General features: G+C 73.8%; 20 protein-coding genes, 1 tRNA gene and 5 pseudogenes. 11 read left to right on the top strand and 15 right to left on the bottom strand.

The window, feature by feature from the left end; genetic code table 11:
* Nucleotides 1-3 precede the first annotated feature (3 nt).
* On the bottom strand, nucleotides 4-1,086 hold the full coding sequence (locus tag ACIPXB_RS23515; RefSeq protein WP_401452953.1) for an ABC transporter substrate-binding protein: 1,083 nt from the start codon (nucleotides 1,084-1,086) through the stop codon (nucleotides 4-6).
* 135 nt (nucleotides 1,087-1,221) lie between these two features.
* On the opposite strand from ACIPXB_RS23515, the pseudogene ACIPXB_RS23520 reads away from it, so the two are divergent.
* Nucleotides 1,222-2,115, top strand: a pseudogene (locus tag ACIPXB_RS23520) (NACHT domain-containing protein); the annotation flags it as partial.
* Nucleotides 2,116-3,777: 1,662 nt separating this feature from the next.
* Here the strand turns inward: ACIPXB_RS23520 and ACIPXB_RS23525 are convergent.
* Nucleotides 3,778-3,990, bottom strand: a pseudogene (locus ACIPXB_RS23525) (HAD hydrolase family protein); the annotation flags it as partial.
* 555 nt (nucleotides 3,991-4,545) lie between these two features.
* On the opposite strand from ACIPXB_RS23525, the gene ACIPXB_RS23530 reads away from it, so the two are divergent.
* Together ACIPXB_RS23530 and ACIPXB_RS23535 are read left to right on the top strand one after the other, a co-directional pair.
* Nucleotides 4,546-5,364 (top strand): SDR family NAD(P)-dependent oxidoreductase, encoded by an 819-nt coding sequence (locus tag ACIPXB_RS23530; RefSeq protein WP_401452955.1) that lies wholly within the window; start codon nucleotides 4,546-4,548, stop codon nucleotides 5,362-5,364.
* A gap of 17 nt (nucleotides 5,365-5,381) precedes the next feature.
* Nucleotides 5,382-5,456, top strand: coding sequence for a 50S ribosomal protein bL37 (locus tag ACIPXB_RS23535; protein ID WP_401453083.1), 75 nt, complete (start codon nucleotides 5,382-5,384; stop codon nucleotides 5,454-5,456).
* Between the two features lie 87 nt (nucleotides 5,457-5,543).
* Here ACIPXB_RS23535 and ACIPXB_RS23540 read toward each other — a convergent pair.
* Nucleotides 5,544-5,726: pseudogene (locus tag ACIPXB_RS23540) on the bottom strand (phosphotyrosine protein phosphatase); the annotation flags it as partial.
* Nucleotides 5,725-5,946, bottom strand: a pseudogene (locus ACIPXB_RS23545) (ArsR/SmtB family transcription factor); the annotation flags it as partial. The pseudogenes ACIPXB_RS23540 and ACIPXB_RS23545, both read right to left, overlap by 2 nt.
* Nucleotides 5,947-6,033: 87 nt before the next feature.
* Here ACIPXB_RS23545 and arsM point away from each other — a divergent pair.
* Nucleotides 6,034-6,789 (top strand): arsenite methyltransferase, encoded by a 756-nt coding sequence (arsM, locus tag ACIPXB_RS23550; RefSeq protein WP_401452957.1) that lies wholly within the window; start codon nucleotides 6,034-6,036, stop codon nucleotides 6,787-6,789.
* A gap of 92 nt (nucleotides 6,790-6,881) precedes the next feature.
* On the opposite strand, the gene ACIPXB_RS23555 is transcribed toward arsM, so the two are convergent.
* The gene (locus ACIPXB_RS23555; protein ID WP_401452959.1) at nucleotides 6,882-8,591 is read right to left on the bottom strand and encodes a serine/threonine-protein kinase; all 1,710 of its coding nucleotides are present in this window, start codon (nucleotides 8,589-8,591) and stop codon (nucleotides 6,882-6,884) included.
* 125 nt (nucleotides 8,592-8,716) lie between these two features.
* Nucleotides 8,717-9,634: a LysR family transcriptional regulator gene (locus ACIPXB_RS23560; RefSeq protein WP_401452961.1), complete on the bottom strand. Its 918-nt coding sequence runs from the start codon at nucleotides 9,632-9,634 to the stop codon at nucleotides 8,717-8,719.
* A 70-nt stretch (nucleotides 9,635-9,704) separates the two neighbouring features.
* On the opposite strand from ACIPXB_RS23560, the gene ACIPXB_RS23565 reads away from it, so the two are divergent.
* Entirely contained in the window at nucleotides 9,705-10,655 is a 951-nt protein-coding gene (locus ACIPXB_RS23565; protein ID WP_401452963.1) for an NAD-dependent epimerase/dehydratase family protein, read from the top strand.
* A gap of 14 nt (nucleotides 10,656-10,669) precedes the next feature.
* Nucleotides 10,670-11,587 carry an aldo/keto reductase gene (locus ACIPXB_RS23570; RefSeq protein WP_401452965.1) on the top strand — a complete coding sequence of 306 codons (918 nt, stop codon included), beginning with the start codon at nucleotides 10,670-10,672 and terminating at the stop codon, nucleotides 11,585-11,587.
* Between the two features lie 35 nt (nucleotides 11,588-11,622).
* On the opposite strand, the pseudogene ACIPXB_RS23575 reads toward ACIPXB_RS23570, so the two are convergent.
* A pseudogene (locus ACIPXB_RS23575) lies at nucleotides 11,623-12,117 on the bottom strand (LuxR C-terminal-related transcriptional regulator); the annotation flags it as partial.
* The gene (locus tag ACIPXB_RS23580; RefSeq protein WP_401452967.1) at nucleotides 12,101-12,325 is read right to left on the bottom strand and encodes a hypothetical protein; all 225 of its coding nucleotides are present in this window, start codon (nucleotides 12,323-12,325) and stop codon (nucleotides 12,101-12,103) included. The pseudogene ACIPXB_RS23575 and the gene ACIPXB_RS23580, both read right to left, overlap by 17 nt.
* A 38-nt stretch (nucleotides 12,326-12,363) precedes the next feature.
* On the opposite strand from ACIPXB_RS23580, the gene ACIPXB_RS23585 reads away from it, so the two are divergent.
* Both ACIPXB_RS23585 and ACIPXB_RS23590 read left to right on the top strand, forming a co-directional pair.
* Nucleotides 12,364-12,888 carry an aldo/keto reductase gene (locus tag ACIPXB_RS23585; RefSeq protein ID WP_401452969.1) on the top strand — a complete coding sequence of 175 codons (525 nt, stop codon included), beginning with the start codon at nucleotides 12,364-12,366 and terminating at the stop codon, nucleotides 12,886-12,888.
* 70 nt (nucleotides 12,889-12,958) lie between these two features.
* Complete coding sequence (locus ACIPXB_RS23590) at nucleotides 12,959-13,162, top strand: hypothetical protein (RefSeq protein WP_401452971.1); 204 nt, start codon at nucleotides 12,959-12,961, stop codon at nucleotides 13,160-13,162.
* A gap of 108 nt (nucleotides 13,163-13,270) precedes the next feature.
* Here ACIPXB_RS23590 and ACIPXB_RS23595 read toward each other — a convergent pair.
* Nucleotides 13,271-13,347 (bottom strand) — tRNA-Pro (locus ACIPXB_RS23595).
* Between the two features lie 104 nt (nucleotides 13,348-13,451).
* Between ACIPXB_RS23595 and ACIPXB_RS23600 the strand changes: the two genes are divergently transcribed.
* Entirely contained in the window at nucleotides 13,452-13,940 is a 489-nt protein-coding gene (locus tag ACIPXB_RS23600; protein ID WP_401452973.1) for a DUF309 domain-containing protein, read from the top strand.
* Here the strand turns inward: ACIPXB_RS23600 and ACIPXB_RS23605 are convergent.
* The 4 genes from ACIPXB_RS23605 to ACIPXB_RS23620 are packed head-to-tail and all read right to left on the bottom strand — an operon-like array spanning nucleotide 13,917 to nucleotide 17,425.
* Nucleotides 13,917-14,312 carry a VOC family protein gene (locus ACIPXB_RS23605; protein ID WP_401452975.1) on the bottom strand — a complete coding sequence of 132 codons (396 nt, stop codon included), beginning with the start codon at nucleotides 14,310-14,312 and terminating at the stop codon, nucleotides 13,917-13,919. The two genes, ACIPXB_RS23600 and ACIPXB_RS23605, sit on opposite strands and share 24 nt — an antisense overlap.
* 34 nt (nucleotides 14,313-14,346) lie before the next feature.
* Nucleotides 14,347-15,054 carry a lactate utilization protein C gene (locus ACIPXB_RS23610; RefSeq protein ID WP_401452977.1) on the bottom strand — a complete coding sequence of 236 codons (708 nt, stop codon included), beginning with the start codon at nucleotides 15,052-15,054 and terminating at the stop codon, nucleotides 14,347-14,349.
* Nucleotides 15,051-16,673 carry a lactate utilization protein B gene (locus tag ACIPXB_RS23615; protein ID WP_401452978.1) on the bottom strand — a complete coding sequence of 541 codons (1,623 nt, stop codon included), beginning with the start codon at nucleotides 16,671-16,673 and terminating at the stop codon, nucleotides 15,051-15,053. The genes ACIPXB_RS23610 and ACIPXB_RS23615 overlap by 4 nt, the downstream gene beginning before the upstream one ends.
* Nucleotides 16,670-17,425: a (Fe-S)-binding protein gene (locus tag ACIPXB_RS23620; protein WP_401452980.1), complete on the bottom strand. Its 756-nt coding sequence runs from the start codon at nucleotides 17,423-17,425 to the stop codon at nucleotides 16,670-16,672. The genes ACIPXB_RS23615 and ACIPXB_RS23620 overlap by 4 nt, the downstream gene beginning before the upstream one ends.
* On the opposite strand from ACIPXB_RS23620, the gene cobF reads away from it, so the two are divergent.
* The gene (gene cobF, locus ACIPXB_RS23625) at nucleotides 17,424-18,212 is read left to right on the top strand and encodes a precorrin-6A synthase (deacetylating) (RefSeq protein ID WP_401452982.1); all 789 of its coding nucleotides are present in this window, start codon (nucleotides 17,424-17,426) and stop codon (nucleotides 18,210-18,212) included. The genes ACIPXB_RS23620 and cobF overlap by 2 nt on opposite strands.
* Nucleotides 18,213-18,297: 85 nt before the next feature.
* Here the strand turns inward: cobF and ACIPXB_RS23630 are convergent, their stop codons facing one another.
* Nucleotides 18,298-19,449 carry an aminotransferase class V-fold PLP-dependent enzyme gene (locus ACIPXB_RS23630; protein ID WP_401452984.1) on the bottom strand — a complete coding sequence of 384 codons (1,152 nt, stop codon included), beginning with the start codon at nucleotides 19,447-19,449 and terminating at the stop codon, nucleotides 18,298-18,300.
* Nucleotides 19,450-19,559: 110 nt separating this feature from the next.
* Nucleotides 19,560-21,134, bottom strand: a complete 1,575-nt coding sequence (locus tag ACIPXB_RS23635) for a glycoside hydrolase family 71 protein (protein ID WP_401452986.1) — start codon at nucleotides 21,132-21,134, stop codon at nucleotides 19,560-19,562.
* A 374-nt stretch (nucleotides 21,135-21,508) separates the two neighbouring features.
* Between ACIPXB_RS23635 and ACIPXB_RS23640 the strand changes: the two genes are divergently transcribed.
* Nucleotides 21,509-21,979: a hypothetical protein gene (locus tag ACIPXB_RS23640; protein ID WP_401452988.1), complete on the top strand. Its 471-nt coding sequence runs from the start codon at nucleotides 21,509-21,511 to the stop codon at nucleotides 21,977-21,979.
* Nucleotides 21,980-22,027: the final 48 nt, after the last annotated feature.

Consider the following 22,027-nt stretch of genomic DNA (forward strand, 5'->3'; position numbering starts at 1 on the left):
GGCTCAGCCGGTGTGCAGGACCCGGAAGCGCTCAGGGTCCGCCGGGTCCCGGTCGACGACCTGGACCGGCGGCCGGGCCCACTGCCACACGCTCGTGCCCGGCATACGGGAGAACCGGATCGGCCCGCGGGTGCCCTCGACCGCGACGTGCGGCCAGGCGGCGGCGGTACGCGAGCGTTCCACCCCGTGGGAACGCAAGCACTCGGCCAGGACGGCGATCGTGTCGTAGCCCTCGAAGGCGACGAAGGAGGGCGCCGCGCCCAGCCGCTCGCGCAGGGCGGCCGCCACGCGCGTGCCGAGCGGGCCGAGGCGCTCGGGCAGGTAGCGCAGGAACGGGATCCCGGCGCCGTCCCGGCCCAGCGAGCGCGCCCATGCGGCGAACTCCGGCTGCCCGGCCGGCGCGCCCATCGTGATCCCGGCCAGCCGCCGGTCGCCGCGGACGGCCCTGACGAGCGGCACGGCCGGGTCCGGGTGGCCGGCCAGGATCAGCAGGGCGCTCGCGCGCCCGTCGGCGAGTGCGTCGCACACCCCGGCGGGCCCGAGCGCCCGCAGGTCGAGCTCGTCGACCTCGGCGCCGCGCGGCGCGAGGTGATCCCGCAGGATGCGGGTCCCGGCGGCCCAGTAGACACTCGGCTCGGCCGCCACCGCGATACGGCGGTGGCCGGCCCCGAGGAGGAAGTCCGCGTAGATCCGCCAGCCGTGGGACTGGGCCGGGGCCAGCCGCGCGACCCCGGGCGCCGGCCGGTCGGTGAGCGCGTCGAGCACCGCCGACGAGCACAGGAAGGGCATCCCGAGGGCGTCCGCCCGGGCGGCCGCGGCCCGCGCGACGACGCTGTGGTACTCCCCCACCACGGCGGCCACGTCCAGCGCGGCCCACTCCGCCACGGCCGCGGCGGCCCGCTCCGGATCGGCCGCGGTGTCCCGGACCAGCAGCTCCAGCGGCCTCCCCCCGATCCCGCCGGCGTCATTGACGTCGGCCACGGCCCGTTCGAGTCCGGCGAGCAGGTGCCGGCCGGCCTCGTCCCAGCCGGGCGGGGTCAGCGGAACGAGAGCGCCGACCCGGACGGCCGATGACTGCGCATGCATACGGTGGCGTCTCCCGGAACCGCTCCGGCCGCGCCGGCCCGGAACACGAAGTGAACGTCAGTACGACCGAGAGTAGCGGAGCCGGCCTCGGCGAAGGGGCGGCGGCGACTGCCATGGCCGGTCCATGATGTCCGCATGGGTGGGCGGCGATTCAAGCGGACGGTCATCATCCTCGGCGTCGGAGCCGTGGCGGCACTCGGCTCCTACTTCGCCACGCACACGCTGGAAGCGAACGACAAGGTGGCCAGCGTCGTGGCCGCGTTGTTCACCGTCGTCGCGCTCGTGCTGACGATCCTCCAGTACCGACAGCAGAGCGGTGAGTTCCCCTCGCTCCCCGACTCTTCCCGGATCGCGCACGATCTGGCCGCCAGTGTGGCCGGGCAGTTGCGCGGAGAGTGGGAGGTACGCGAGCTCGAGCGCCCCTACCTCCTGCCCGTCGCCTGGGAGAACGCCGAGGGTGACCTGGTGGAGGAATGGGGCCGGTTGGTGTCCACCGCCACAGGGTGGCCGGGCGGACCGCCCGGAGGGCCCGCACAGTGGCCGGCGGCGGCCACCGGCCTGTGCGGCGCGGACGGCGAGATCGGCGACGTCTTCCTCCGGCGCGTGCCCACCCGCCGCCTGGTGGTCCTCGGGGAACCCGGGGCCGGCAAGAGCGTGCTGTTGACACGGCTCCAGTGGGATCTGCTGGGCGAACGCACGGACGACGGACCCGTGCCGGTCGTCTTCCCGCTCGCGTCGTGGGACGTGGGTCGCCAGACGTTCCGGGCGTGGATGACGGAGCAGCTGGTGCGGGACCACGGATCCGCCCTGCTCGCCGCCTCGGCCACCGCGACGGCGTCCGGCCGCCGGGAGATGAGAGCCCGAGCGACGCGAGCCGCACAGAGGTTGATCGCCGGGAATCTGCTCTGGCCCCTGCTGGACGGACTCGATGAGCTGCCGCGTGCGCAGCGGCACCGGGCACTGGCTGCCATCAACGCCGTCCCGCCGTCCCAATGGCCGCTGGTCGTGACGAGCCGGACGGAGGAATACCGGGAGGCGCTCAGGAGCAGCGGAGGGGTGACGGAGCCGCTGCTGGCGGCGGGCGGGATACGGCTGATTCCCCTGAGCCGGCGGATCGCCATGGAGTACCTGCGGCGCGACGCCGGCGCCGCCCACGCGCGGTGGGACGAGGTCGGCTCGGCGCCGACGGGCTCGCCCGTCGCGCAGGGACTGGCGACGCCGCTGGGAGTGTTCCTGGCGAAGACGGTCTTCAACCCCCGCGTCGGTGAGCCGATCGGCGCCGTACCCCACCCGAGGAGCATGCTCGGCCACGCCGGCCGGGAAGACCTCATGGCGTTCCTTTTCCGGTCGTTCCTGCCTGCCGCGTACCGCGACGATCCGGAACGGCCGTGCCGCTGGCCGCGCCAGCGCGCGGAACGGACGCTGAGTCTCCTGGCCGATCACCTCGAACGGACACCGAACGACGACCAACTGCGTTGGTGGCAGCTGCGGAGGCGCTTTCCGCAAGCCCTGGTCCGGTGCCTGGTGGGGGCGGCAGCCGGCCTCGTCTCAGGGGGCATCGTGTTCGTCGGGTCCCTCTTGTTGAACGGAACCGCATTCGCGCTGGACTTCTTCGTCACCGCGCTCGCGAAACCCGGCCCGCAGGAGGTGGGACGCGTCGCGTCGGCCGCTCTCCGCTATGCGGTGGCGGTGTCCGACCTCCTCGCGCTGCCCAAGGCCACGGTGTGGAGTGTGCTGGCGGCGGTGCTCGCCGCGGTCGCCGGCTGGATCACCACCGGACGGCGCGAGGAGGAGGACCTGCCCGCAGTCGGATTCCGCTGGTCCTGGCAGCAACTCAGGTCGGGGGACACGGGAACCGTTCTCCTGGCAGTGGCGGGTGGTGCGGCAGCGACCAGCGGCGTGACGGCCCTGACCTCCGATGATCCCTCCTCCTTGCTCGGCGACTTCGCCGTCATCGCGATCCTCATCGTGCCCCTTCTGGCCGCGCGCGCTCTGGCCGCCCGCCCGGTGGCACCGGACCAAGCCACCGGCCCCGCGGCGCTCCTGACGCTGCACCGCCGGATCCTCCGTGCCACCGCACTGCGGACGGGACTTGCCACAGCCCTCGCCACCGGACTCGTGGTCGGGGTCATCGTGAACACGGTTGAGGGCTATCTGTTCCCCCTCCCCCTCGTGGTGTCCTCGGCCCTCACGTTCGGTGTGCTCGCAGGGCTCATCGCCGGGCTGGCCTCCTCGTCCTGGGCGCCCTATGCCGCGGCCACCGCGCTGCTCGCGCTCAGGGGGCACGCGCCCTGGCACCTTCAGGCGTTCCTGGCCGATGCCCACCGCCGGGGGTGCTGCGCCAGGCCGGTACGGCGTACCAGTTCCGCCACCGTGAACTGCAACGCCATCTGGCGGGGCATCACGGTCGGTAGATCACTTCGACGGCCATCGCCAGGATCGCCGCCCACACCCCGATGCCCAGCAGCCACAGGGCCTCGGTCGCGGCGCCCGCGGCGATCACGGCCGTGCCCCCGGCCCCGAGGGCGAGGACGGCTCGCCGGACACCGCGGTCGGGACCCCAGGAGGACGTCATGCGTCCGAGCATCCCGCCGGACCACCGCCGGGGCGAGGGTGCGGCGGGATTCCTGTCGGTTTCCTGACGACCCGGGATGTCACCCGGGGCCGGGGATCGTCGGGACCAGCAGGTCGCTGTTTGCCGACCGCGACGATGTCGAGCAATGTGGTGGGACTGGAGTCCAGGTCCACCATGTTCCCGGCCTCCTTGGCGGCCGAGGTGCCCGTGTTCATCGCCACGCCCACGTCGGCCTGGGCCAGCGCGGGCGCGTCGTTCGTGCCGTCGCCGGTCATCGCGACCAGCTTGCCGCCGGCCTGCTCCCGCTGGATCAGGGCGAGCTTGTCCTCGCTGCGGACCTGCGGACCTGCCGGCATGGGGCCCCTCGGCCGCCGGTATGCGGATGGGTACGGTCCGCGGTGGCGGGACGGACCGAACCTATCGGTCCACCCCGTCAATTCCCTCTGCTGCCCGTGGAATTGGCGCACCCTTGACACCCGTGGGCAAGAGCGTCAAGGCCGCGACAACGGCACGTCAAGACGCGCGCCGCGACGACCGCGGCGCGTCAGAAGCCCGTCAAAGCGGGGCGGGACACCTTGCCCCGGCGGGTTCCGATGCGCTGGGATGGGTCCATGAACAGCGGTCTGCGCCACGACGACCGGCCACCGCATCAGGTGCCGCCGGCAGCGACCGCTGCCCGCCCGGCCGTCTGACCCCTGCCGCGCGTCGTCCGGTCCGTCCCGCCGCCCGCCCCGGCTCACCGAAGCCGTCACGGCGGCCGCGCACGTGCCTGTTCCCCGTCTCACCACGTCACCGCGTGACGCGAGCCCGCACCCACCCCTGCGCCATTGCCGGGGTGCCAGGGTGCGGAGCGTACGCGTCATGCCCGCATCCAGGAATCCCATATGTCTCCCACCCTGCCCGCCACCCTGTCCGGCCGTACCGTCCTCGTCACCGGAGCCACCTCCGGCATCGGCTTCGAGGCCGCCCGCATGCTCGTCGACAGCGGCGCCACCGTCCTCCTCCACGGCCGTACGCCCGAGGAGGCCCGGGCGGCCGTGGACCGGCTGATCGCCGCGGCCGGTGTCGACGGCGCGCTGCTGCGCCCGTTCGCCGCCGACTTCTCCCGTCTGGAGGAGGTCGAGAACCTCGCCCACGCCGTCGTCCGCGACCACCCGTACCTGCACGCGCTCGTCAACAACGCCGCCATGGCGGCCCCCGAGCGCCACACCCTCACCGCCGACGGCAACGAGATCGCCTTCCAGGTCAACTTCCTGGCCCACTACCTCCTCACGACGATGCTGGAGCCGGCCCTGACGAGCGAGCCCGGGGGCCGGGTCGTCAACGTCTCGTCCTCGCTGCACCGCACCGCGGCGATCCAGTGGAACGACCCGCACCGCACCCGGCGGTACGCCCGCCTCGCCGCGTACGCGCAGTCGCAGCTGGCGCTGACCGTGTTCGCCGCCGACCCGCGCGTGACGGCCGTCTCCGTCGACCCCGGCGTCTGCGAGACCGGCCTGCTCCCGCTGTACGGGCACGAGGGCGCGCCGGCGGCCGAGGGCGCGGCGCACGTGGTACGGCTCTGCGACCCGGCGGTCGAGATCGTCAACGGCGCCTACTACGACCGCTCCGAGCGTGTCTCCCCGGCCGCCGCCGCCACCGAGGACCGCACCGTCAAGCGCCTCACCAAGCTCGCCGACCTCCTCGTCGGCCACACCGCCTGAAGGGACACCGCACCACCATGTCGAAGCGCGCGCGCAAGAAGAGGGCCCGTCGCAAGAAGGGCGCCAACCACGGCAGCAAGCCCGGCCAGTAGTCCCCTCCCCGTCGGCGGGGCGGCCCCCCGTCCGGGGCCGCCCCGCCTTCCGCGTCCCCTCCGTCGCGCCGCGCCGTACCGCGGCGGTCACCCCGCTGCCGGAATCCCGAGTTCGCCGAGCAGGCCGCGCACCCTGTCCAGGATCCGGTCGCGAATCGGGCGGACGGCGGCGGCGCCCCGGCCCGTGGGGTCGTCGAGGGTCCAGTCGAGGTGGCGCTCGCCGGGGAAGTACGGGCAGGCGTCGCCGCAGCCCATGGTGATCACGACGGGTCGGCTCGCACACGCAGACCTCGCCACCGTCCCGGGAGGCGATCATCGACAGCAGTCCCAGCCGGACCGGGTCGCCCAGGGCCTTGAACACCTTCGCCAGGTCGGCGGCCCGGTCCTCGTCCAGCGGCGCGGCCGCGAGCCGGCCACAGCAGTCGTCGGCGTCCTTTCCGAGGACCACGAGCTCTTGTTTCGACGTGCCTCTATGTTGACGTCCTTCGATCCAAGGCGCAAACTTGCATCGAGGACCATCAATGCAACCAGGTCCCGCCCCCACCGGAACGGGGCCTCGCCCCTGGGAGCCATGGCCATGAGCGAACCGTCCACCGATCTGCGCGAATCCGTCCGACGCCGCTACGCCGCAGCAGCCGTGAAAATCACCGAGGGCGGCACCACGTGCTGCGAGCCCCGGACGGCCGGGATCGGATCCGCCTGCTACGCCGCCGACGACCGCGAGGCGCTGCCCGCCGAAGCCGTCGCGGCCTCCCTGGGCTGCGGCAACCCCACCGCCGTCACCGGCCTGAACGAGGGCGAACGCGTCCTGGACCTGGGCTCCGGCGGGGGCATCGACGTCCTGCTCTCGGCCCGCCGCGTCGGCCCCACCGGAAAGGTGTACGGCCTGGACATGACCGAGGAGATGCTCGCCCTGGCCCTCGCCAACGCCGCCCGGGCCGGGGCCGCCGGCGTCGAGTTCCTCAAGGGCGTCATCGAGGCCGTCCCGCTGCCCGCGAACACCATCGACGTCGTGATCTCGAACTGCGTGATCAACCTGTCCACCGACAAGCCCGCGGTCTTCGCCGAGGCCTACCGGGTCCTGCGGCCCGGCGGACGGATCGGCTTCTCCGACGTCGTCGCCGACGACACCCTCACGCCCGGCCTGCGGGCGGAGCGCGGGGACCATGCCGCCTGCATCGCCGGCGCCCTCTCCTTCACGGAATACCGCCACGGGCTCGAGGCGGCCGGCTTCACCGACATCGAGATCACCCCGACCCACCCGATCACCGACGGCCTGCACGCAACAACCATCCGAGCCGTCAAACCCACCGACGTCCCGCACGCGCGATGACCCTGACGCCCCGTCCACCGGTCGTGAGGCAGTCGTAGTCCCACTCGCCACCCCATCGGGAAGGAATGTGGGCAAGTCCAGGCGGGTCGGCCCTATTCGGCGATCTTCCAGAGGGTCAGCGCGGTGACGTAGCCGGGCATGTCCGAGGACGGGGTTCCCTTGGCGGGAGGGAGGATGTCGGTGATGCGCAGCATCGCCAGGTTGTTCTCGCTGGTGACGGTGCACAGCACTGTGTCCTTGGCCAGGGTTCTGCCCAGGTTCAGTTCCTTCTCCGGGATCCTGGCAGGCAGTGTGTCGGTGTCCACAGCGGTCCTGCATGCCTCCGGGGTGCCGGCCGTGCTCCTGCCCATGGGGGTGAGGAAGCGCAGGTCCGCGTCACCCCAGTCCTGATAGGTCATCTCCATGCCGTGGTTCTGGCCGATCTTGCCGTCGGGGGAGATCTTCGGCGCGTCCAGGTCCACGTGCGTCCCGGTGTCGTCGGCCGGTGCGCGCAGCGTGAAGGGCTTGTCCGCGAAGAGGAGCGTGTACGCGGGCTGCGGCGGCGTGGGGGACGGTGGGACCACGGGGGCGGAGGTGCCGGTGCCCGCGCTGCCCTTGCGATCCGACCCGGAGGTGTCGGCTCTGCCTGTGCCGCCGTCCGGGCGCGTGAGCACCCAGATCATGACGATGGCCAGGGTCACGGCGACCGCACCGGCGCCGGCGAGCATCGCCCGGCGGCTCGGCGGGGCGGGCCGGGGAGCGGGCACTGCCGTCGGCGACGGCGTGTGGGCCGGGCCGGGAGGCGGGGTGCTGGGGCGCGGCGGGGCCGAAACGGTGGGCTGCTGGGAAGCGTGCGCCCCGGAGTCCGGTTGTGTGGGGGTCGGCGTGGGCGCGGGCTGCGGAGGGTGTGTGGCAGCCTCCTCCCTGCGTGTGATCCGCTCCGTGATCGGTGCGGGCAACCAACTCCCGAACGCGCGAAGCGGCCGTCCCGCCGCCTGCTCGCAGAGCACGGCGAGGTCGTCCGTCGCGATGCGCGCCGCCGGATCGGCGATGAGGCATCGTTCCAGCAGCGTCCGCAACGGTGCCGGGTAGCCGGTCAGGTCCGGTGGCGTCCGTTCGGTGTTGGCGATCCGTACGGCCAGGGCGGTCGCACCGGCCTCGCCGTACGGATGGTGCCCGGTCGCCGCGACCGCCGCGATCAGGCCGAGGGAGAACACGTCGGTGGCGGGGGTGACGGTCTCGCCCAGCGCCTGTTCGGGCGACATGTACTGCGGGGTGCCGATGACTCCGCCGGTGCGGGTCAGCTGCGTGACGTCTGCCGCCCGCGCGATGCCGAAGTCGATGACGTACGGGCCGGATGAGCCGAGCAGGATGTTGGCGGGCTTCAGGTCGCGGTGGACGACCTCCGCGGCGTGGATGGAACCCAGCGCCCGGGCCGTGCAGCCGACCAGCTGGAAGACCGCCGGCAGCGGCAGCGGACCGTACGAGGTGAGCGCGTCGGCGAGGGAGACACCGGGGACGAAGGCCGAGGCGATCCAGGGCAGGGCCCCGGTGGTGTCGTGGTCGACGACCGGTACCAGGTGGTACCCCTGGACGCGGCGGGCGGCCCGCACCTCCAGCTCGAAGCGGCGCCGGAACTCCGGGTCCTCGCCGTACTCGCGGCGGATCATCTTGAACGCCACGGGCTGTCCGCCTCGCGTGTGCGACAGGTACACGGTGCCCATGCCGCCCTCGCCGAGCCGGGCCAGCAGCCGGTAGCCGGCTGTCTCACGCGGGTCGAGGGGGCCGAGCGGGGTCAGTATGTCGTCGATGCCGTTGGTCACAGCAGCCGACCCTACGTGATGTGATGGTGCGTCAAAGTACCGTGGGGGGAGGCGTTCGCGCAGGCGATCCACCGTGGGGGCCGGCTGCGGTGGCCCGCCGCCGGCCCGCGCGGTCGATGGTGGGCTCACCCTCGGGGTGGGGTATGGAGGTCCGCCTGTTCGCGTAGGGCCTGGAGCAACGCCGCTATGGGCGGCCGGGCGGTGTGGCGGGCGATCGTGGCCACGCCGATGTACCGGGCGGGGGCCGGCGCCTGGAGGGGCACGGCGCTCACGCCGGATACGCCCGGGGTGAGCGCGATGGCAGGGATGAGGGAGACCCCCAGGCCCGCGGCGACGAGCGCGCGGGCGAAGAAGTAGTCGGTGGTGCTGCCGCGTACGTCCGGTGTGAAGCCGGCCCGCTCGGCGTAGCGGCGCAGGTACGCCTCGGTCTTGAGGCAGCCGAGCACCCAGGGCTCGGCTGCCAGTTCCGCGATGTCCAGCGCCGTGCGGTCGGCGAGCCGGTGGCCCTCCGGCAGGACGGCGTGCAGCGGGTCCTCCAGCAGGGCGGTCCACTGCAGGCCGGTGTTCCGCCCCGGCCCGAGGGGCAGCGGGCCGTCGAAGTGGTAGGCGAGGGCGAGGTCGACGGCGCCCTGGCGGACCAGGGGCAGGGTGGTCTCGGGCTCGCCCTCCCGGACGTGGAGCACGGTGCCGGGATGGGCTGCCGTGAAGCGGGTGAGGGCACCGGGCAGCAGGTGCCGGCCACCGGTGCCGAAGGTCGCGACGGTGAGTTGCGTACGGCCCGAACCGAGCTGCTCCACCTGCTGCTTGGCGTGTTCGAGCTCGGCCGCGACGGACTCGGCGGCGCCGACCATGATCCGGCCGGCCTCGGTCAGGGTGACCCCGCGCGTGCTGCGGGCCACGACCTGGGCGCCGAGGCCGCGTTCGAGGACCGCCACGTGCTGGGAGACGGCGGAGGGCGTGAGGTGGAGCGCCGCGGCCGCCCCGCTGAAACTGCCGTGCTCCGCCACCGCCCGCAGCACACGGAGCCGCTGCACATCGATCAACAGTTTTCCTTAAAACGTCTCCAGTAAGCCACCACTTCTGCTGATCACGATAGGTGTCCAGAGTGAGGGCATGCAAAGGATCTGCGTCATCGGCGGAAGCCGGTACTTCGGAAGAGTCCTGGTCGAGCGCCTGCAGACGGCGGGCCACCGGGTCACCGTGATCAACCGCGGCTCCGACGGGCCGCCCGCCGGCGTCGACCACCTCGTCGTCGACCGCGACGACGAGGCGGCGCTCCTCGCGGCCCTCGGGTCCCGCACCTTCGACGTGGTCGTCGACCAGGTCTGCTACACGCCCGTGCAGGCCGCGATCGCCGCCCGGGCCTTCGCCGGCCGCACCCGCCGCTACGTCATGACCTCCACGATCGAGGTCTACGACCCCGCGACCGCCGTCCTGCCGTCCGTACCGGCGGGGACGCCGGTGCCGGAGGAGAACGTGGACCCTGCCACCTGGCCGGTGGCCATGGACCTGCCCTGGCACGACGCGGCGTACCGCGAAGCCCACTACGCCGAGGGCAAGCGTCAGGCGGAGGCGGTCCTGGCCCGCGCCGGCGGCTTCGCATTCGCCGCCGTGCGCAGCGCCCACGTACTGGGCGGCGGCGTACGGGAGTTCACCGGACGGCTGGCCCACTACACCGAGCGCATACGCGCAGGCGAAGCGATCACGGTGCACGAACGGCCGCTGCCCACGGTGTTCATCCACCACGCCGAACTGGCCGACCTGCTGCTGTGGGCGGCCACCGCCGGCGACTTCACCGGCCCGGTCAACGCCTGCTCCGACGGCCTGCTCGACGTACGCGGCCTCGCCGCGGCCGTCGCCGCCGAGATCGGTCGCGACCCCGTCTACCGGGTGGTCGCCACCGGCACCCCGGCGTCGCCGTTCTCCTTCGACCGCCAGTACGCCATGAGCAACACCCGCGCCAAGGGGCTGGGTTACGCCTTCTCCCGCACCGTGGACTGGTTGCCCGGCGCCGTCGCCGAGACCCTCACCGCAGCCACCGCCCCCACCGCCCCCACCGTCTGAGGAGTTCCCGCCCCATGCGCCACCGCGCCCTCGCAGGCACCGCCGTCAGCGCCATCGGACTGGGCGCCATGCCCCTGTCCATCGAGCACCGCCCGGACAGCGACCAGGCCATCGCCACCATCCACGCCGCCCTCGACTCCGGCGTCACCCTCATCGACACGGCCGACTCCTACCACTGGCACGCCGACGAGGCCGGCCACAACGAGCGGCTCGTCGCCCGCGCCCTGGCCCGCTACGGCGGCGACGCCTCCCACGTCCTGATCGCCACCAAGGGCGGCCGCGGCCGCCCCGGTGACGGCAGCTGGACCGTCAACGGCACCCCGGAGCACGTCAAACGCGCCGCCGAAGCCTCCGCCCGGCGGCTGGGCGTCGACGCGATCGGTCTCTACCAGCTCCACAAACCGGACCCCGCCGTCCCCTGGTCGGAATCCGTCGGCGCCCTGCGCGACCTCCTCGACGCCGGCACCATCCGCGCCGCCGGAATCTCCAACGTCACCACCGACCAGATCCGCGAGGCGCACGCCATCCTCGGTGACGCTCTGGCCTCCGTGCAGAACCGGTACTCGCCCGCCGTCCGCGACAGCGAGCCCCAACTGCGCCTGTGCACCGAACTGGGCCTGGCCTTCCTTCCCTGGAGCCCCCTCGGCGGTATCTCCCGCAGCTCCCTCGACGGCCCCTCCGGCCCGGCCTCCACGGGCACCGCGTTCCACCGCGTCGCGGCCGGTCGCGGCGTGAGTGCGCAGCAGGTCGCCCTGGCCTGGCTCCTGGCCCGCTCCCCGGCCGTGATCCCGGTACCGGGAGCCAGCCGCCCAGCCTCCATCACCGACTCGGCCCGGGCCGCGGACCTCGACCTGACGGCCACCGAGCTGTCCCGCCTCGACCGGGAACGGCCTGCCGTCTCCCAGTGGCCGGCGCCCGGCAGCGCCGACTGACGCTCCGAGATCCGGACCGGGTGGCGGGTAGCCGGTCATTCCTCTGCGTCGCGGACCAGGAGCGCGATCTGCACGCGGTTCTCGACCGCCGGCCCCGCGAACAGGTTGCCTGTGTGTGCCTTGACGGTCGCGATGCTGATCTGCAGCCGCTCGGCGATCTCCGGGTTGCCCAGCCCGTCCGCGATGGCCCGGGCGGTGTGGAGTTCCCGTTCGGTCAGCGCGGACAGCTGTTTCCGAGCGGCTCCGCGGGACGAGCGGCGAGCCGTGGCGGACCGCGGCCCGGTGGCTGCGGCGATCACTCGTGCCGTGGCCGCCGGGGCCAGTACGGGGTTCCCGCCCGCGACGGTGCGCACCGCGTCGAGGATCCGCGCCGGCGGGGTGTCCTTCAGGACGAACCCGAGGGCTCCGGCGCGCAGCGCGCCGAGCACCAGGTCGTCGGAGTCGAAGGTGGTCAGCATGAGCACCCGGGGCGGCACCGGCCGGGAGAGGAGTTCCCGCGTCGCGCTGAGACCGTCACGGCCGGGCGTCCGCCGGATGCGCGGCCCCAGCGGCGCGCAGGTGGGCGATCCCCTCCCGCACGACGCGTTCGCGGTCGACATAGAACTCGCGCACCTCCGGATGCATCAGGCACAGCCCCATCGCATTGCGCCGCTCCGGCGGCAGAGTGCTGAAATCCATGAGCAGCCCGGCCCTTTCGACGTTCCAGGCCAGGATGTCGTAGCGGTGGTTCAGGAACATGGCCGGGAGCGGCGACAGGTCGGCGACCAGGCCGGTCAGTGGCGGCGCCGCGGTGGTGGCGGGCTGGTCGGCGCAAGCTGTTCGACCTCTATGTCGAGCACGGCGGCGACTTCATCGACACCGCCGACACCTACACCGACGGCAGCTCCGAAAGCCTCCTCGGCGAGTTCACCCGTGACAACCGCGAAAGCCTGGTCCTCGCGACGGAATACGCGACACATCGCCGTCCCGGCGATCCGAACGCCGGGGGCCCGCACCGCAAGAACCTGTTCGCGTCGGTGGAATCAAGTCTGCGACGGCTGAACACGGACTGCATCGATCTTCTCTACCTGCACGTATGGGATGGCGACCTGCGCGGCTGGTCGCCGCCGGTCGCGCTGCAGATCGAATACAGTCTGATCCAGCGTGCCGGGGACCGCGATCTGATCCCCATGGCGCGGGAGATGGGCCTTGGAGTCGTCCCGTATTCACCGACGGCGGATCCGAGGAGAGTTCCCGCAAGCGCCTCAACCACACCTTGGGCTGGGTCACCGAAAGCAGCCTCGTCGTCGCCGACATGGTGAAGGAGGTTGCCACGGAGCTGGGCCGCACCCCGTCCAGGTCGCTCTGGCGTGGACCTTGCAGAACCCGGACGTGACGGCACCGATCACCGGCGCCCGCACCCCAGCCCAACTGACGGACAATCCGGGCGCCTCGGAGGTCGACTTCACGGCCTCCCGCCTGGCCCGCCTCGACGAGTCCGGCGCGATCGACCTCGGCTACCCGCACACCCATCTCGCCGGCGCCTTCGCCCGTACGCAGACCCGGGGCGACCTGAAGATCGACGCCCGCCGCTGATGCCCGACCGAGCGCCACCTGATCGGCGCGCACCGCGCCAAGGCCCCGGACGCACGAAAGGCCGTCCTCCCATGGATGAGAGAACGGCCTCCGACCTGCGTTTCCGCATGGTCGGGACGACAGGATTTGAACCTGCGACCCCTTGACCCCCAGTCAAGTGCGCTACCAAGCTGCGCCACGTCCCGATGCCCCTCACCTGGGGTTTCCCCCCGGCGGCGGTGCAGAAAGAACATTACCGCACGCCGAGGGGTGCGCACGCATCGGCCGGGGCGGGGTGCAGGATGAGGGGGTGAGTACGGGTGAGGGCAGGGACCGGGACAGCGAGGGGCGGGCGCGCAGTGCCCGGCCGCGGGACGGGCTGGGGCGGCCGCTGCCCTACGGGGCGCCCGGGGTCGAGCGGCAGCCCGAGGGGGTGGTGCGCACGCCCGAGGAGACGGTGGCGCAGGCGCAGCGGCTGCTGGACGCCGGGATGCCCTTCCACGCGCACGAGGTGTTCGAGGACGCCTGGAAGTCCCGGCCGGCGGACGAGGCGGCGCTGTGGCGCGGGCTCGCGCAGCTGGCCGTGGGGCTCACGCACGCCGCGCGCGGCAACGCCGTCGGGGGCGCGCGGCTGCTGCGGCGCGGCGCCCGGTCCGTCGAAGCGGCGGGCGGGACCCACGGGATGGATGTGCCCGCCCTCGTGCGGTGGGCCGGGGAACTGGCCCACCGCGTCGAGCGGGGCGAGGCGGTCGACGCCGCCCGGGAGGCGCCGCGGCTACGCGGCGGCGGGCTGGAGTAGGTCCCAGCGGTTGCCGTAGAGGTCCTCGAACACGGCGACCGAGCCGTACGCCTCGTGGCGCGGCTCCTCCAGGAAGCGGACCCCTTCGGCGGTCATCCGGGCGTGGTCGCGGGCGAAGTCGTCGGTGTGGAGGAAGAAGCCGACCCGGCCGCCGGTCTGGTCGCCGACCCGGGCGCGCTGGGCGTCGTCCTTGGCGCGGGCCAGGAGGAGGGCGGATTCCGTGGCGCCGGGCGGGCGCACGACCACCCAGCGGGAGCCGTCGGGGCGGGCGGTGTCCTCGGCCAGCTCGAAGCCGAGGGCGCGCGTGTAGAAGTCGATGGCCTCGTCGTAGTCGGTGACGACCAGCGCCGTGAGGGCGATGTGGGATGACATGCCCTCATTGTGCGGGCGGTCCCGGTCGGTCCTGCTACGGGGTCACCAGGACGACGTCCAGTCGGCGCGGTCCGTGGACGCCCTCCACCCGGTCGAGTTCGATGTCGCTGGTCGCGGACGGGCCGGAGATCCAGGTCAGCGGGCGCGCCGGGTCGAGCAGCGCCAGCGCCTGCGGTACGGAGTCCACGACCTGGTCGGGTACGCGGACGAGGCAGATGTGGTGGTCGGGGACGAGCGTGATGCGCCGCCGCCCCTGGTCGGGACCGCCGTCCAGGACGAGGGTGCCGGTCTCGGCGACGGCCAGGGCGCACCCGGTGACGACGGTGTCGACCCGGTCCAGTTCGGCGAGGGTCTGGTCGGCCCGGTCGTGGACGAGGACCGGGAAGCGGGTGTGGTCGGGGGCCGGGGAGTGGTCCGTGGTCGGGGATGGGTCGGGGGGCGGGGAGTGCTCGGGGGGCGGGCCGTCGTGCGGGCCGGGCTTCAGGTCGAAGCCCAGGGCCGGGGGCAGCTGGACCGTCCGCGCCCCGGCGAGCAGGCCGGCCACCACCTCGCGGCAGGTGCCACGGGTCGCGCGGTGCACGTGCGCCCGGTACTCGGTGAGGTTCGCGGCCAGCAGCTCCACCCGCTCCTGCGGGGTGCGCGCGGCGTGCACCATGAGGTAGTCGCGGGGGATGTCGAGGTCCGGACCCGGGTCGGGCACGGCCCGGCGGATCCGGGCGAGGATGCGCTCCCTGCTGCTCATCGCGCTCCCCCTCCACCCCGTACGTCGCCGCCGCCCCGTACGTCGCCGCCCCGTACGTCGCCGACGGCGCCGCGCTCCCGGGCCCACCAGTCGCGGAACGGCTCCGCGGGCGGCTCGGGCAGGTCGCGGGTGTCCGTCCAGGCCCGCCCGGGCCCCGGCAGCCGCCGGGGCCGGACGCCCAGCCGCCGGGCACGGGCCAGCAGGCGTTCGCCCGCGCGCAGGGCGCCGGGGTGGTCCAGCAGCCGGCGCGCCGCGCGCATCGCGGCGCGTTCGGCCGCGTGGCCCCGCCCCGGGCGGATCGTCACGCGGATGCCCTCGCGGGTCACCGGTCCGCCCTGGGCGACGCGTTCGCGCAAGGCGACCAGGATCTCGGGGATGTCGATGGCCACGGGGCAGACCTCGTAGCAGGCGCCGCACAGCGTGGAGGCGTACGGCAGCGAGGCGTCGACCGGACTCGCGGTGCCGCGCAGTTGGGGGGTGAGGACCGCGCCGATCGGGCCCGGGTAGACCGATCCGTACGCGTGGCCGCCCGCCCGCTCGTACACGGGGCAGACGTTGAGACAGGCCGAGCAGCGGATGCAGCGCAGCGCCTGGCGGCCGGTGGCGTCGGCGAGGGTGTCGGTGCGGCCGTTGTCGAGGAGGACGAGCTGGAAGGCGGACGGCCCGTCGCCGTCGGCCCCGCTCGACGGCCCCGGCCCGGTCCACATGGTGGTGTACGGGTTCATCCGCTCGGCGGTCGAGGAGCGGGGCAGCGTCTGGAGGAACACCTCCAGGTCGCGCCAGGTGGGGATGGTCTTCTCGATGCCCACGACCGAGATGAGGGTCTCGGGCAGGGTCAGGCACATCCTGCCGTTGCCCTCCGACTCCAGGACGACCATCGTGCCGGTCTCGGCCACCATGAAGTTGGCGCCGGAGACGGCGACCTTGGCGCGCAGGAACTTCTCGCGCAGGTGCAGCCGGGCCGCTTCGGCCAGTTCGGCGGGGGTGTCGCCCAGCCCTTCGGGCGCGGGCCGCCCCCACGCGCCCATCTCGGCGCGGAAGAGGGCGCCGATCTCGGCCCGGTTGCGGTGGATGGCGGGGACCAGGATGTGGGAGGGCCGGTCGTGGCCGAGCTGGACGATGAGTTCGGCGAGGTCGGTCTCGTACGCGGCGATGCCCGCCGCCTCCAGGGCCTCGTTGAGGCCGATCTCCTGGGTGGCCATGGACTTGACCTTCACGACCTCGCGTTCGCCGGTGGCCAGGACGAGGCCGGTCACGATGCGGTTGGCCTCGGCGGCGTCGGCCGCCCAGTGGACGGTGCCGCCGGCCGCGGTGACGGCTTCCTCCAGCTGGAGGAGGTAGCGGTCGAGGTGGCGCAGCGTCTGGTCCTTGATGGCCCGGCCGGCCGCGCGCAGCCGGTCCCAGTCGGCGAGTTCGGCGACGGCGCGGGCCCGTTTGTCGCGGATGGTGTGGGTGGCGTGGCGCAGGTTGGCGCGCAGGGTGGTGTCCCGTACGGCCTCCCGGGCCGCCTCGGGGAACGGCGGGAACGCCGGGAACGCCGGGAACGGCGGCAACGGCGGGGAGGGCTGGAGAGGAGGAGAGGGCGGGAAGGGCGGCATGCCCAGGTCGGTCCGGCTCATCGCAGCGGGTCCTCCTCCGTCGCGGCCAGGATCTCGGCGAGGTGCAGGGCGCGCAGCGGGGCGCCCTCGCGGCGCGCGATGCCGCCGAGGTGGGCGAGGCAGGAGTTGTCGGCGCCGCACAGCACCCGGGCGCCCGTCGCACACGCGTTGCGGATCTTGTCGGCGCCCATCGCGGCGGAGACGTCGGGGTTCTTGACGGCGAAGGTGCCGCCGAACCCGCAGCACTCCTCGGCTCCGGGCAGTTCGCGCAGCCGCAGGCCCTTGACGGCGGCGAGGAGGCGGCGGGGGCGCTCGCCGAGGCCGAGGGCGCGCAGACCGTGACAGGACGGGTGATACGTGACCGTATGCGGGAAATACGCGCCGACGTCGGTCACGCCCAGCACGTCCACCAGGAACTCGGTCAGCTCGTACATCTTCGGTACGAGCTCCTCCGCGAGCCCGGCCAGCTCCGGCCCGCGCCCCTCCTCGGCGGCCTTCCGCCCGATACGCGGGTAGTGCTCGCGGATCATCGCCGCGCACGAGGCGGAGGGCGTGACCACGTACGCGTACCCCTCGAAGGCCTCGGCGGTGCGCCGCAGCAGTGGCTCCGCCTCGCGCCGGTAGCCGGTGTTGTACTGCGGCTGCCCGCAGCAGCTCTGCGCGGCCGGGAAGCCGACGGTGACGCCCAGGCGTTCCAGCAGCCGGACGACGGCGACGCCGGTGGCGGGGTACAGCGCGTCGTTGACGCAGGTGACGAACAGGGCGACACGCATGACCGGCAGGATAGCGGCCGTGCAGAATGGCGCGGTGAAGAAGTTCTCAGTGATCGGTATAGGCGCGGGCGACCCGGAGCACCTGACCCTCCAGGCGGTCCGGGCGATCGGCGCGGCGGACGCGTTCCTCATCCTGGAGAAGGGTGAGGAGAAGGCGGACCTGACCGGGCTGCGGCGCGCCATGCTCGAGGCGCACGCCCGCCCCGGCCACCGGCTGGTGGAGGGCCGCGACCCCGACCGCGACCGTACGCCGGCCGAGTACGCGCCCACCGTGGACGGCTGGCGCAGCGCGCGGGCGGCGCTCTTCGAGCGGTTCATCGAGGAGGACCTGGCCGACGGCGAGACCGGGGCGTTCCTGGTGTGGGGCGACCCGTCGCTGTACGACTCGACGCTGGCGATCCTCGACGAGGTCGCCGCGCGCGGCCGGGTGGCCTTCGAGCACGAGGTGATCCCGGGGATCAGCAGCATCTCGGCGCTGCTGGCCCGGCACCGCACCACCCTCAACCGGGTGGGCCGCCCGGTCCAGATCACCACCGGCCGGCGGCTGGCGGAGGGCTGGCCGGACGACGCGGACGACGTCGTGGTGATGCTGGACGCGCGGCACGCCTTCACCCGCCACCTCGACCAGGACCTGTACATCTACTGGGGCGCCTACGTCGGTACGCCCGACGAGATCCTGGTCCAGGGCGAGCTGGCGGAGGTGTCCGGCCGGATCGAGGAGCTGCGCACCGCGGCCCGGGCCCGCAAGGGCTGGATCATGGACACGTACCTGCTCCGGCGGAACTGACCCCGGCGGGCTCGCACACCGGGGTCGGTTCGGCCGCAGTCGTTTCGGCCGCAGTCGTTTCGGCCGGGGGCGCTTCCGCCCGGCCTCAGGCCGCCGGCGGCAGGTGGTCCGGCAGGACGGCGGCGAGGCGTTCGTACTCCTCGGGCCGGTTGTAGATCTGGCCGCACACCCGGATCCCGCCGCCGCCCGGCCACGGCCAGATCAGTACCCGGATGCGGTGCCGCGCGGCGATCTCCTCCCGCAGGTCGCGCGCGGCCTCGGGGGTCTGCGCGACCCCGGGCGGCAGCCGCAGCGCGCGCATGGCCAGGCCCTCGGTGTGCGGGAGCGGGGCGAGCCCGGGAAGCTGCGCGAGCAGGGCGGCGCCGTACGCGGCGAGGGCGTTGTTGTGGGCGCGGACCTTGGCGGCGTCCAGGCGGGCGAGGAGTTCCAGGCCCTCGGGGGCGGCGAGCCAGCCGGTGTAGTCGGCGGTGGCGCGGTTCTCCACCGAGCGCGGGAAGCCGTGGTGGTCCTCCCAGGAGGGCACCAGGGGCCGGATCCGGTCGCGATACGGAGCGGCGACGGCGAGCACGGCGGTGCCCGAGGGGGCGTACCCCCATTTGTGCAGGTTGCCGAACCAGAAGTCCGCCTGCACCGCGAGCGGGTCGGCGAGCATGCCGGGGGCGTGGGCGCCGTCGACGACGGTGAGCACGCCACGCTCGCGCAGCTCGGCGAGCAGCCGGGGCGAGGCGATCACGCGGGCGGTGGGCGAGCTGATGTGGTCGAGGAGCACGGCCTTGGTACGGGGGGTGAGGCCGGCGAGGACGGCCTCGCGCACCGCGTCCTCGTCGGGCAGGCCGGGGTCGAGGCGCACGGTGACCAGGGGCGCGCGGCGGGCGGCGGCCGCGACGACCGTGCCGTAGCCGTGGTCGGTGACGAGGATCTCGTCGCCGTCGGAGAGCGGGAGGGCGGCCAGGGCGAGGTTGGCACCCTCGGTGGCGTTGGCGACGAACGCCAGCCCCGCCGGGTCGGTGTGCAGCAGGGCGGCCACCCGGCCGCGGGCCCGCTCGATGCGGTCCGGGGCGGCGATGAAGAAGGCGTCGGGGTCGGCGTGCGCCTCGGCGAGCAGGGCCGCCTGGGCCTCCTGGACCGGCAGGGGGACGGCGCCGAAGGACCCGTGGTTGAGGTGGGAGACGGCCGGGTCGAGGCGGAAGAGGGCGGGGCCGCCGGGGAACTCGGCGGGCTGCACGGGCGCGGTCACGGGGCCTCCGGTTGCGGCGGGGTGGCGTGTCGTACGGGATCATCCCCCGCGCGCCCGCGATCCGGTACCCCGTGTCCGCACTCCGGGCGGCCGGGCCCGCCGCCCCGGGGTCAGCAGCAGGAAGGGACCTCCCGGCCGCTGGTCACCGCGTAGTACTGGAGGTCCTGCACCGGCGCCTGTCTGCGCACCGGGTACGGCAGTTCGGCGGCCGCCGTGCCGGTGCCGCCGCGCACCACCCGCGCCGAGCCGGTGCCCGTGCGCAGCGGCAGCAGCGCGGAGTGGAGGCCGGCCGGGGCCTCGTACGAGGAGCGGGCAGTGCCGACGGTGGTACGGACCGTCGCGGGCGCGGTGAGGAGGCTGAGCACCTCCACGGTGTCCCGGGCGGCCGCGCTGCCCCTGCGCAGGGACATCAGCCGCTGCTGGCCGCCGGCCGGGGCGGCCGCGGCGAACTGCGTGCGCGAGGTCAGGTACAGCGTGTCCCGGACGATCCGCGGCCACGTGCCGGTCTTGAACCGGGTCAGGTAGTAGGAGCTGAGGTCGAGGTAGGCGTGCCCGTTGTGCGCCGACGGGGCGAAGTGGCTGCCTTCGGAGTAGTCGTTCCACGTGGTGAGCTGCACCCAGTCGGCGCCGTCCTCGATGGCGCGGGTCCATGTCGCGCGCAGCGTCGCGGTGTTGCCCGCCTCGTCGTAGACGCCCTGGTTGGGGCGGGCGTCCTGGACCGAGACCGGCTGCATCCAGATCTTGCCCAGCGCGTGGGCGCGCCGGACGTCGGCCGTCGCACCCTCCTGTCCGGTGTGGCTGCGGCTGCCCCATTCCGAGAAGCCGTGGCTGATGGGCGCGAACACCTCGGCGTGGGAGGCGAGGTCGAGGAAGAGGGGGACGAAGGCGGTGCGGATGCCGTGCCGCCGTTCCAGGACGTCCAGCGTCCGGGTCCACCAGGCGACGTCCTTGGCCTCCGCCTTGAAGGGGGAGAGCACCAGGCGGCCGTCGTCGAGGCGGTGCGCGGCCGGCTGGGCGCCGAGGGCGGCGACGGCGTCGGCGAGGACCGTCGGGTCGTCGGTCTTCAGGGACGTCATGTCCGGCATCAGCATGATCCTGAAGTCGGGGTCGACCGAACGGGCCGCCTCCATCAGGAGGTTCGCCCGCTCCCAGTGCGTGCCGGAGAGGGAGAGCAGGTCGAGGGTGAAGCCGTCGATGCCGGCGGCGCGGGCGGTGCGCACCTCCTGCCGGAGGTTGGCGCCTTCCCAGTCGCCGCCCTTCGGCGCGACCGGCAGCGGACGGTCGCGCAGCAGGCCGCCGTAGGGCGCGTGCTTGCCGCTCTCGCCGTCCGCCGTGAGGTAGTGGCGGGCGTAGTAGTCGGCCTCGGGGCGGGCGTTGTCGAGGGAGAGCGGGTACGGGGTGAAGTAGTGGGCGAAGACCAGCCTGCCCGGCCCGGCGGCGCGCAGGGCCGCCGGATCCGGCATGTCGAACGGGAGGGCGCCGGCGGGGCGTTCCCGCTCGTCACCGGGGTACGGGTGGCCGGGTGCGGTGGCGGCGGGCGCGGGCCGGCCGCCACCGGCGGCGAAGGGGTCCCCGGCGATCCCGGTGGCGGCGCACACGCCGACCAGGAGCAGCCCCGAGACGAAGGCGGCGAGCCAGGACCGGCGCCCCAGCGGCCGGAAGCGGCGCCGGTGGTTCGTGTGCATCGTCAGGTCCCTCCCCCGCGTCGGCCCGGTCCTGGGTACGGAATCCGGGTCCGCCCAGCAGTAGAGCGGATCCCCGCGGCGCGGACAACCGTTCCCGCCGCCGGGGCGGGGCCACGGGCGGGTCAGGCACCTCGCCGAGCGTCGGTCCCCCGTCGGGGCCGAGGCCGGCGAGGCGGCGGCATGGGCCGGCGGACGGGTGCCGGGGCACGGCAGCGCGGCATCGTCCCTTCCGGTCGACCCCGCGCACCCCGCGTCCCAACGGCCCCTGATTTACAGGGAATCTGCCCTTCCGCTGGCCATCCGTCACACCTGGCGGATAATCATCTGGGCACGGCTTGAATCGAGCCTCGGGCCGTGCACGGGGACACGTATGCATGGGGGGCATCGTGCCGATGGGGAATTCAGGGCATCCGGGGGCCCTTCCGGCGACCTCCGACGAGATGTCGCGGCTGCTCACGGCGGTCCGCCGGGGCCGCGTGCTGACCGTCACCGGACCGGTGCGGGAACAACGCGCCCTGCTGGTACGGGAGATCGCCCGCCGGGTCGCGTCCAACTTCTACGACGGGGTGACCTTCGTCAGCCTGGAGCGCACCACGGGGGTGCGCGAACTGGTGGAGGCGCTGGGCTGCGTACCCGGCATGCCCTTCCTCCCCTGCGGCGGTGCGAACGCCGCGTCCTGGCTCGCCGAACGCGACATGCTGCTCGTCGTGGAGGGCTGCGACCGGCTCGACGCCGCCGCCCTGGGCTGGCTGCGCAAGCTGCTGGCGGTCGCCCCCGGCGTACGGCTGCTGGCGGCCGGCCGGTACCCGCTGATCATGGAGCAGGAGCGGGTCCACCGTCTCTGAGCGCCCGGCGCCGGGCGACCCCGGGGACCCGGCCGGAAGTCGACTTGA

It is taken from the genome of Streptomyces sp. NPDC090022 (genome assembly GCF_044748145.1).
GTDB lineage: Bacteria > Actinomycetota > Actinomycetes > Streptomycetales > Streptomycetaceae > Streptomyces.

Excerpts from the sequence above, each read along its gene's own strand:
- ACIPXB_RS23515 (WP_401452953.1), bottom strand. The coding sequence starts at position 1,086 with ATGCATGCGCAGTCATCGGCCGTCCGGGTCGGCGCTCTCGTTCCGCTG.
- ACIPXB_RS23530 (WP_401452955.1), top strand. The coding sequence starts at position 4,546 with ATGTCTCCCACCCTGCCCGCCACCCTGTCCGGCCGTACCGTCCTCGTC.
- arsM (WP_401452957.1), top strand. The coding sequence starts at position 6,034 with ATGAGCGAACCGTCCACCGATCTGCGCGAATCCGTCCGACGCCGCTAC.
- ACIPXB_RS23565 (WP_401452963.1), top strand. The coding sequence starts at position 9,705 with ATGCAAAGGATCTGCGTCATCGGCGGAAGCCGGTACTTCGGAAGAGTC.
- ACIPXB_RS23570 (WP_401452965.1), top strand. The coding sequence starts at position 10,670 with ATGCGCCACCGCGCCCTCGCAGGCACCGCCGTCAGCGCCATCGGACTG.
- ACIPXB_RS23580 (WP_401452967.1), bottom strand. The coding sequence starts at position 12,325 with ATGTTCCTGAACCACCGCTACGACATCCTGGCCTGGAACGTCGAAAGG.
- ACIPXB_RS23605 (WP_401452975.1), bottom strand. The coding sequence starts at position 14,312 with ATGTCATCCCACATCGCCCTCACGGCGCTGGTCGTCACCGACTACGAC.
- ACIPXB_RS23610 (WP_401452977.1), bottom strand. The coding sequence starts at position 15,054 with ATGAGCAGCAGGGAGCGCATCCTCGCCCGGATCCGCCGGGCCGTGCCC.
- ACIPXB_RS23615 (WP_401452978.1), bottom strand. The coding sequence starts at position 16,673 with ATGAGCCGGACCGACCTGGGCATGCCGCCCTTCCCGCCCTCTCCTCCT.
- cobF (WP_401452982.1), top strand. The coding sequence starts at position 17,424 with ATGACCGGCAGGATAGCGGCCGTGCAGAATGGCGCGGTGAAGAAGTTC.
- ACIPXB_RS23620 (WP_401452980.1), bottom strand. The coding sequence starts at position 17,425 with ATGCGTGTCGCCCTGTTCGTCACCTGCGTCAACGACGCGCTGTACCCC.
- ACIPXB_RS23635 (WP_401452986.1), bottom strand. The coding sequence starts at position 21,134 with ATGCACACGAACCACCGGCGCCGCTTCCGGCCGCTGGGGCGCCGGTCC.
- ACIPXB_RS23640 (WP_401452988.1), top strand. The coding sequence starts at position 21,509 with ATGGGGGGCATCGTGCCGATGGGGAATTCAGGGCATCCGGGGGCCCTT.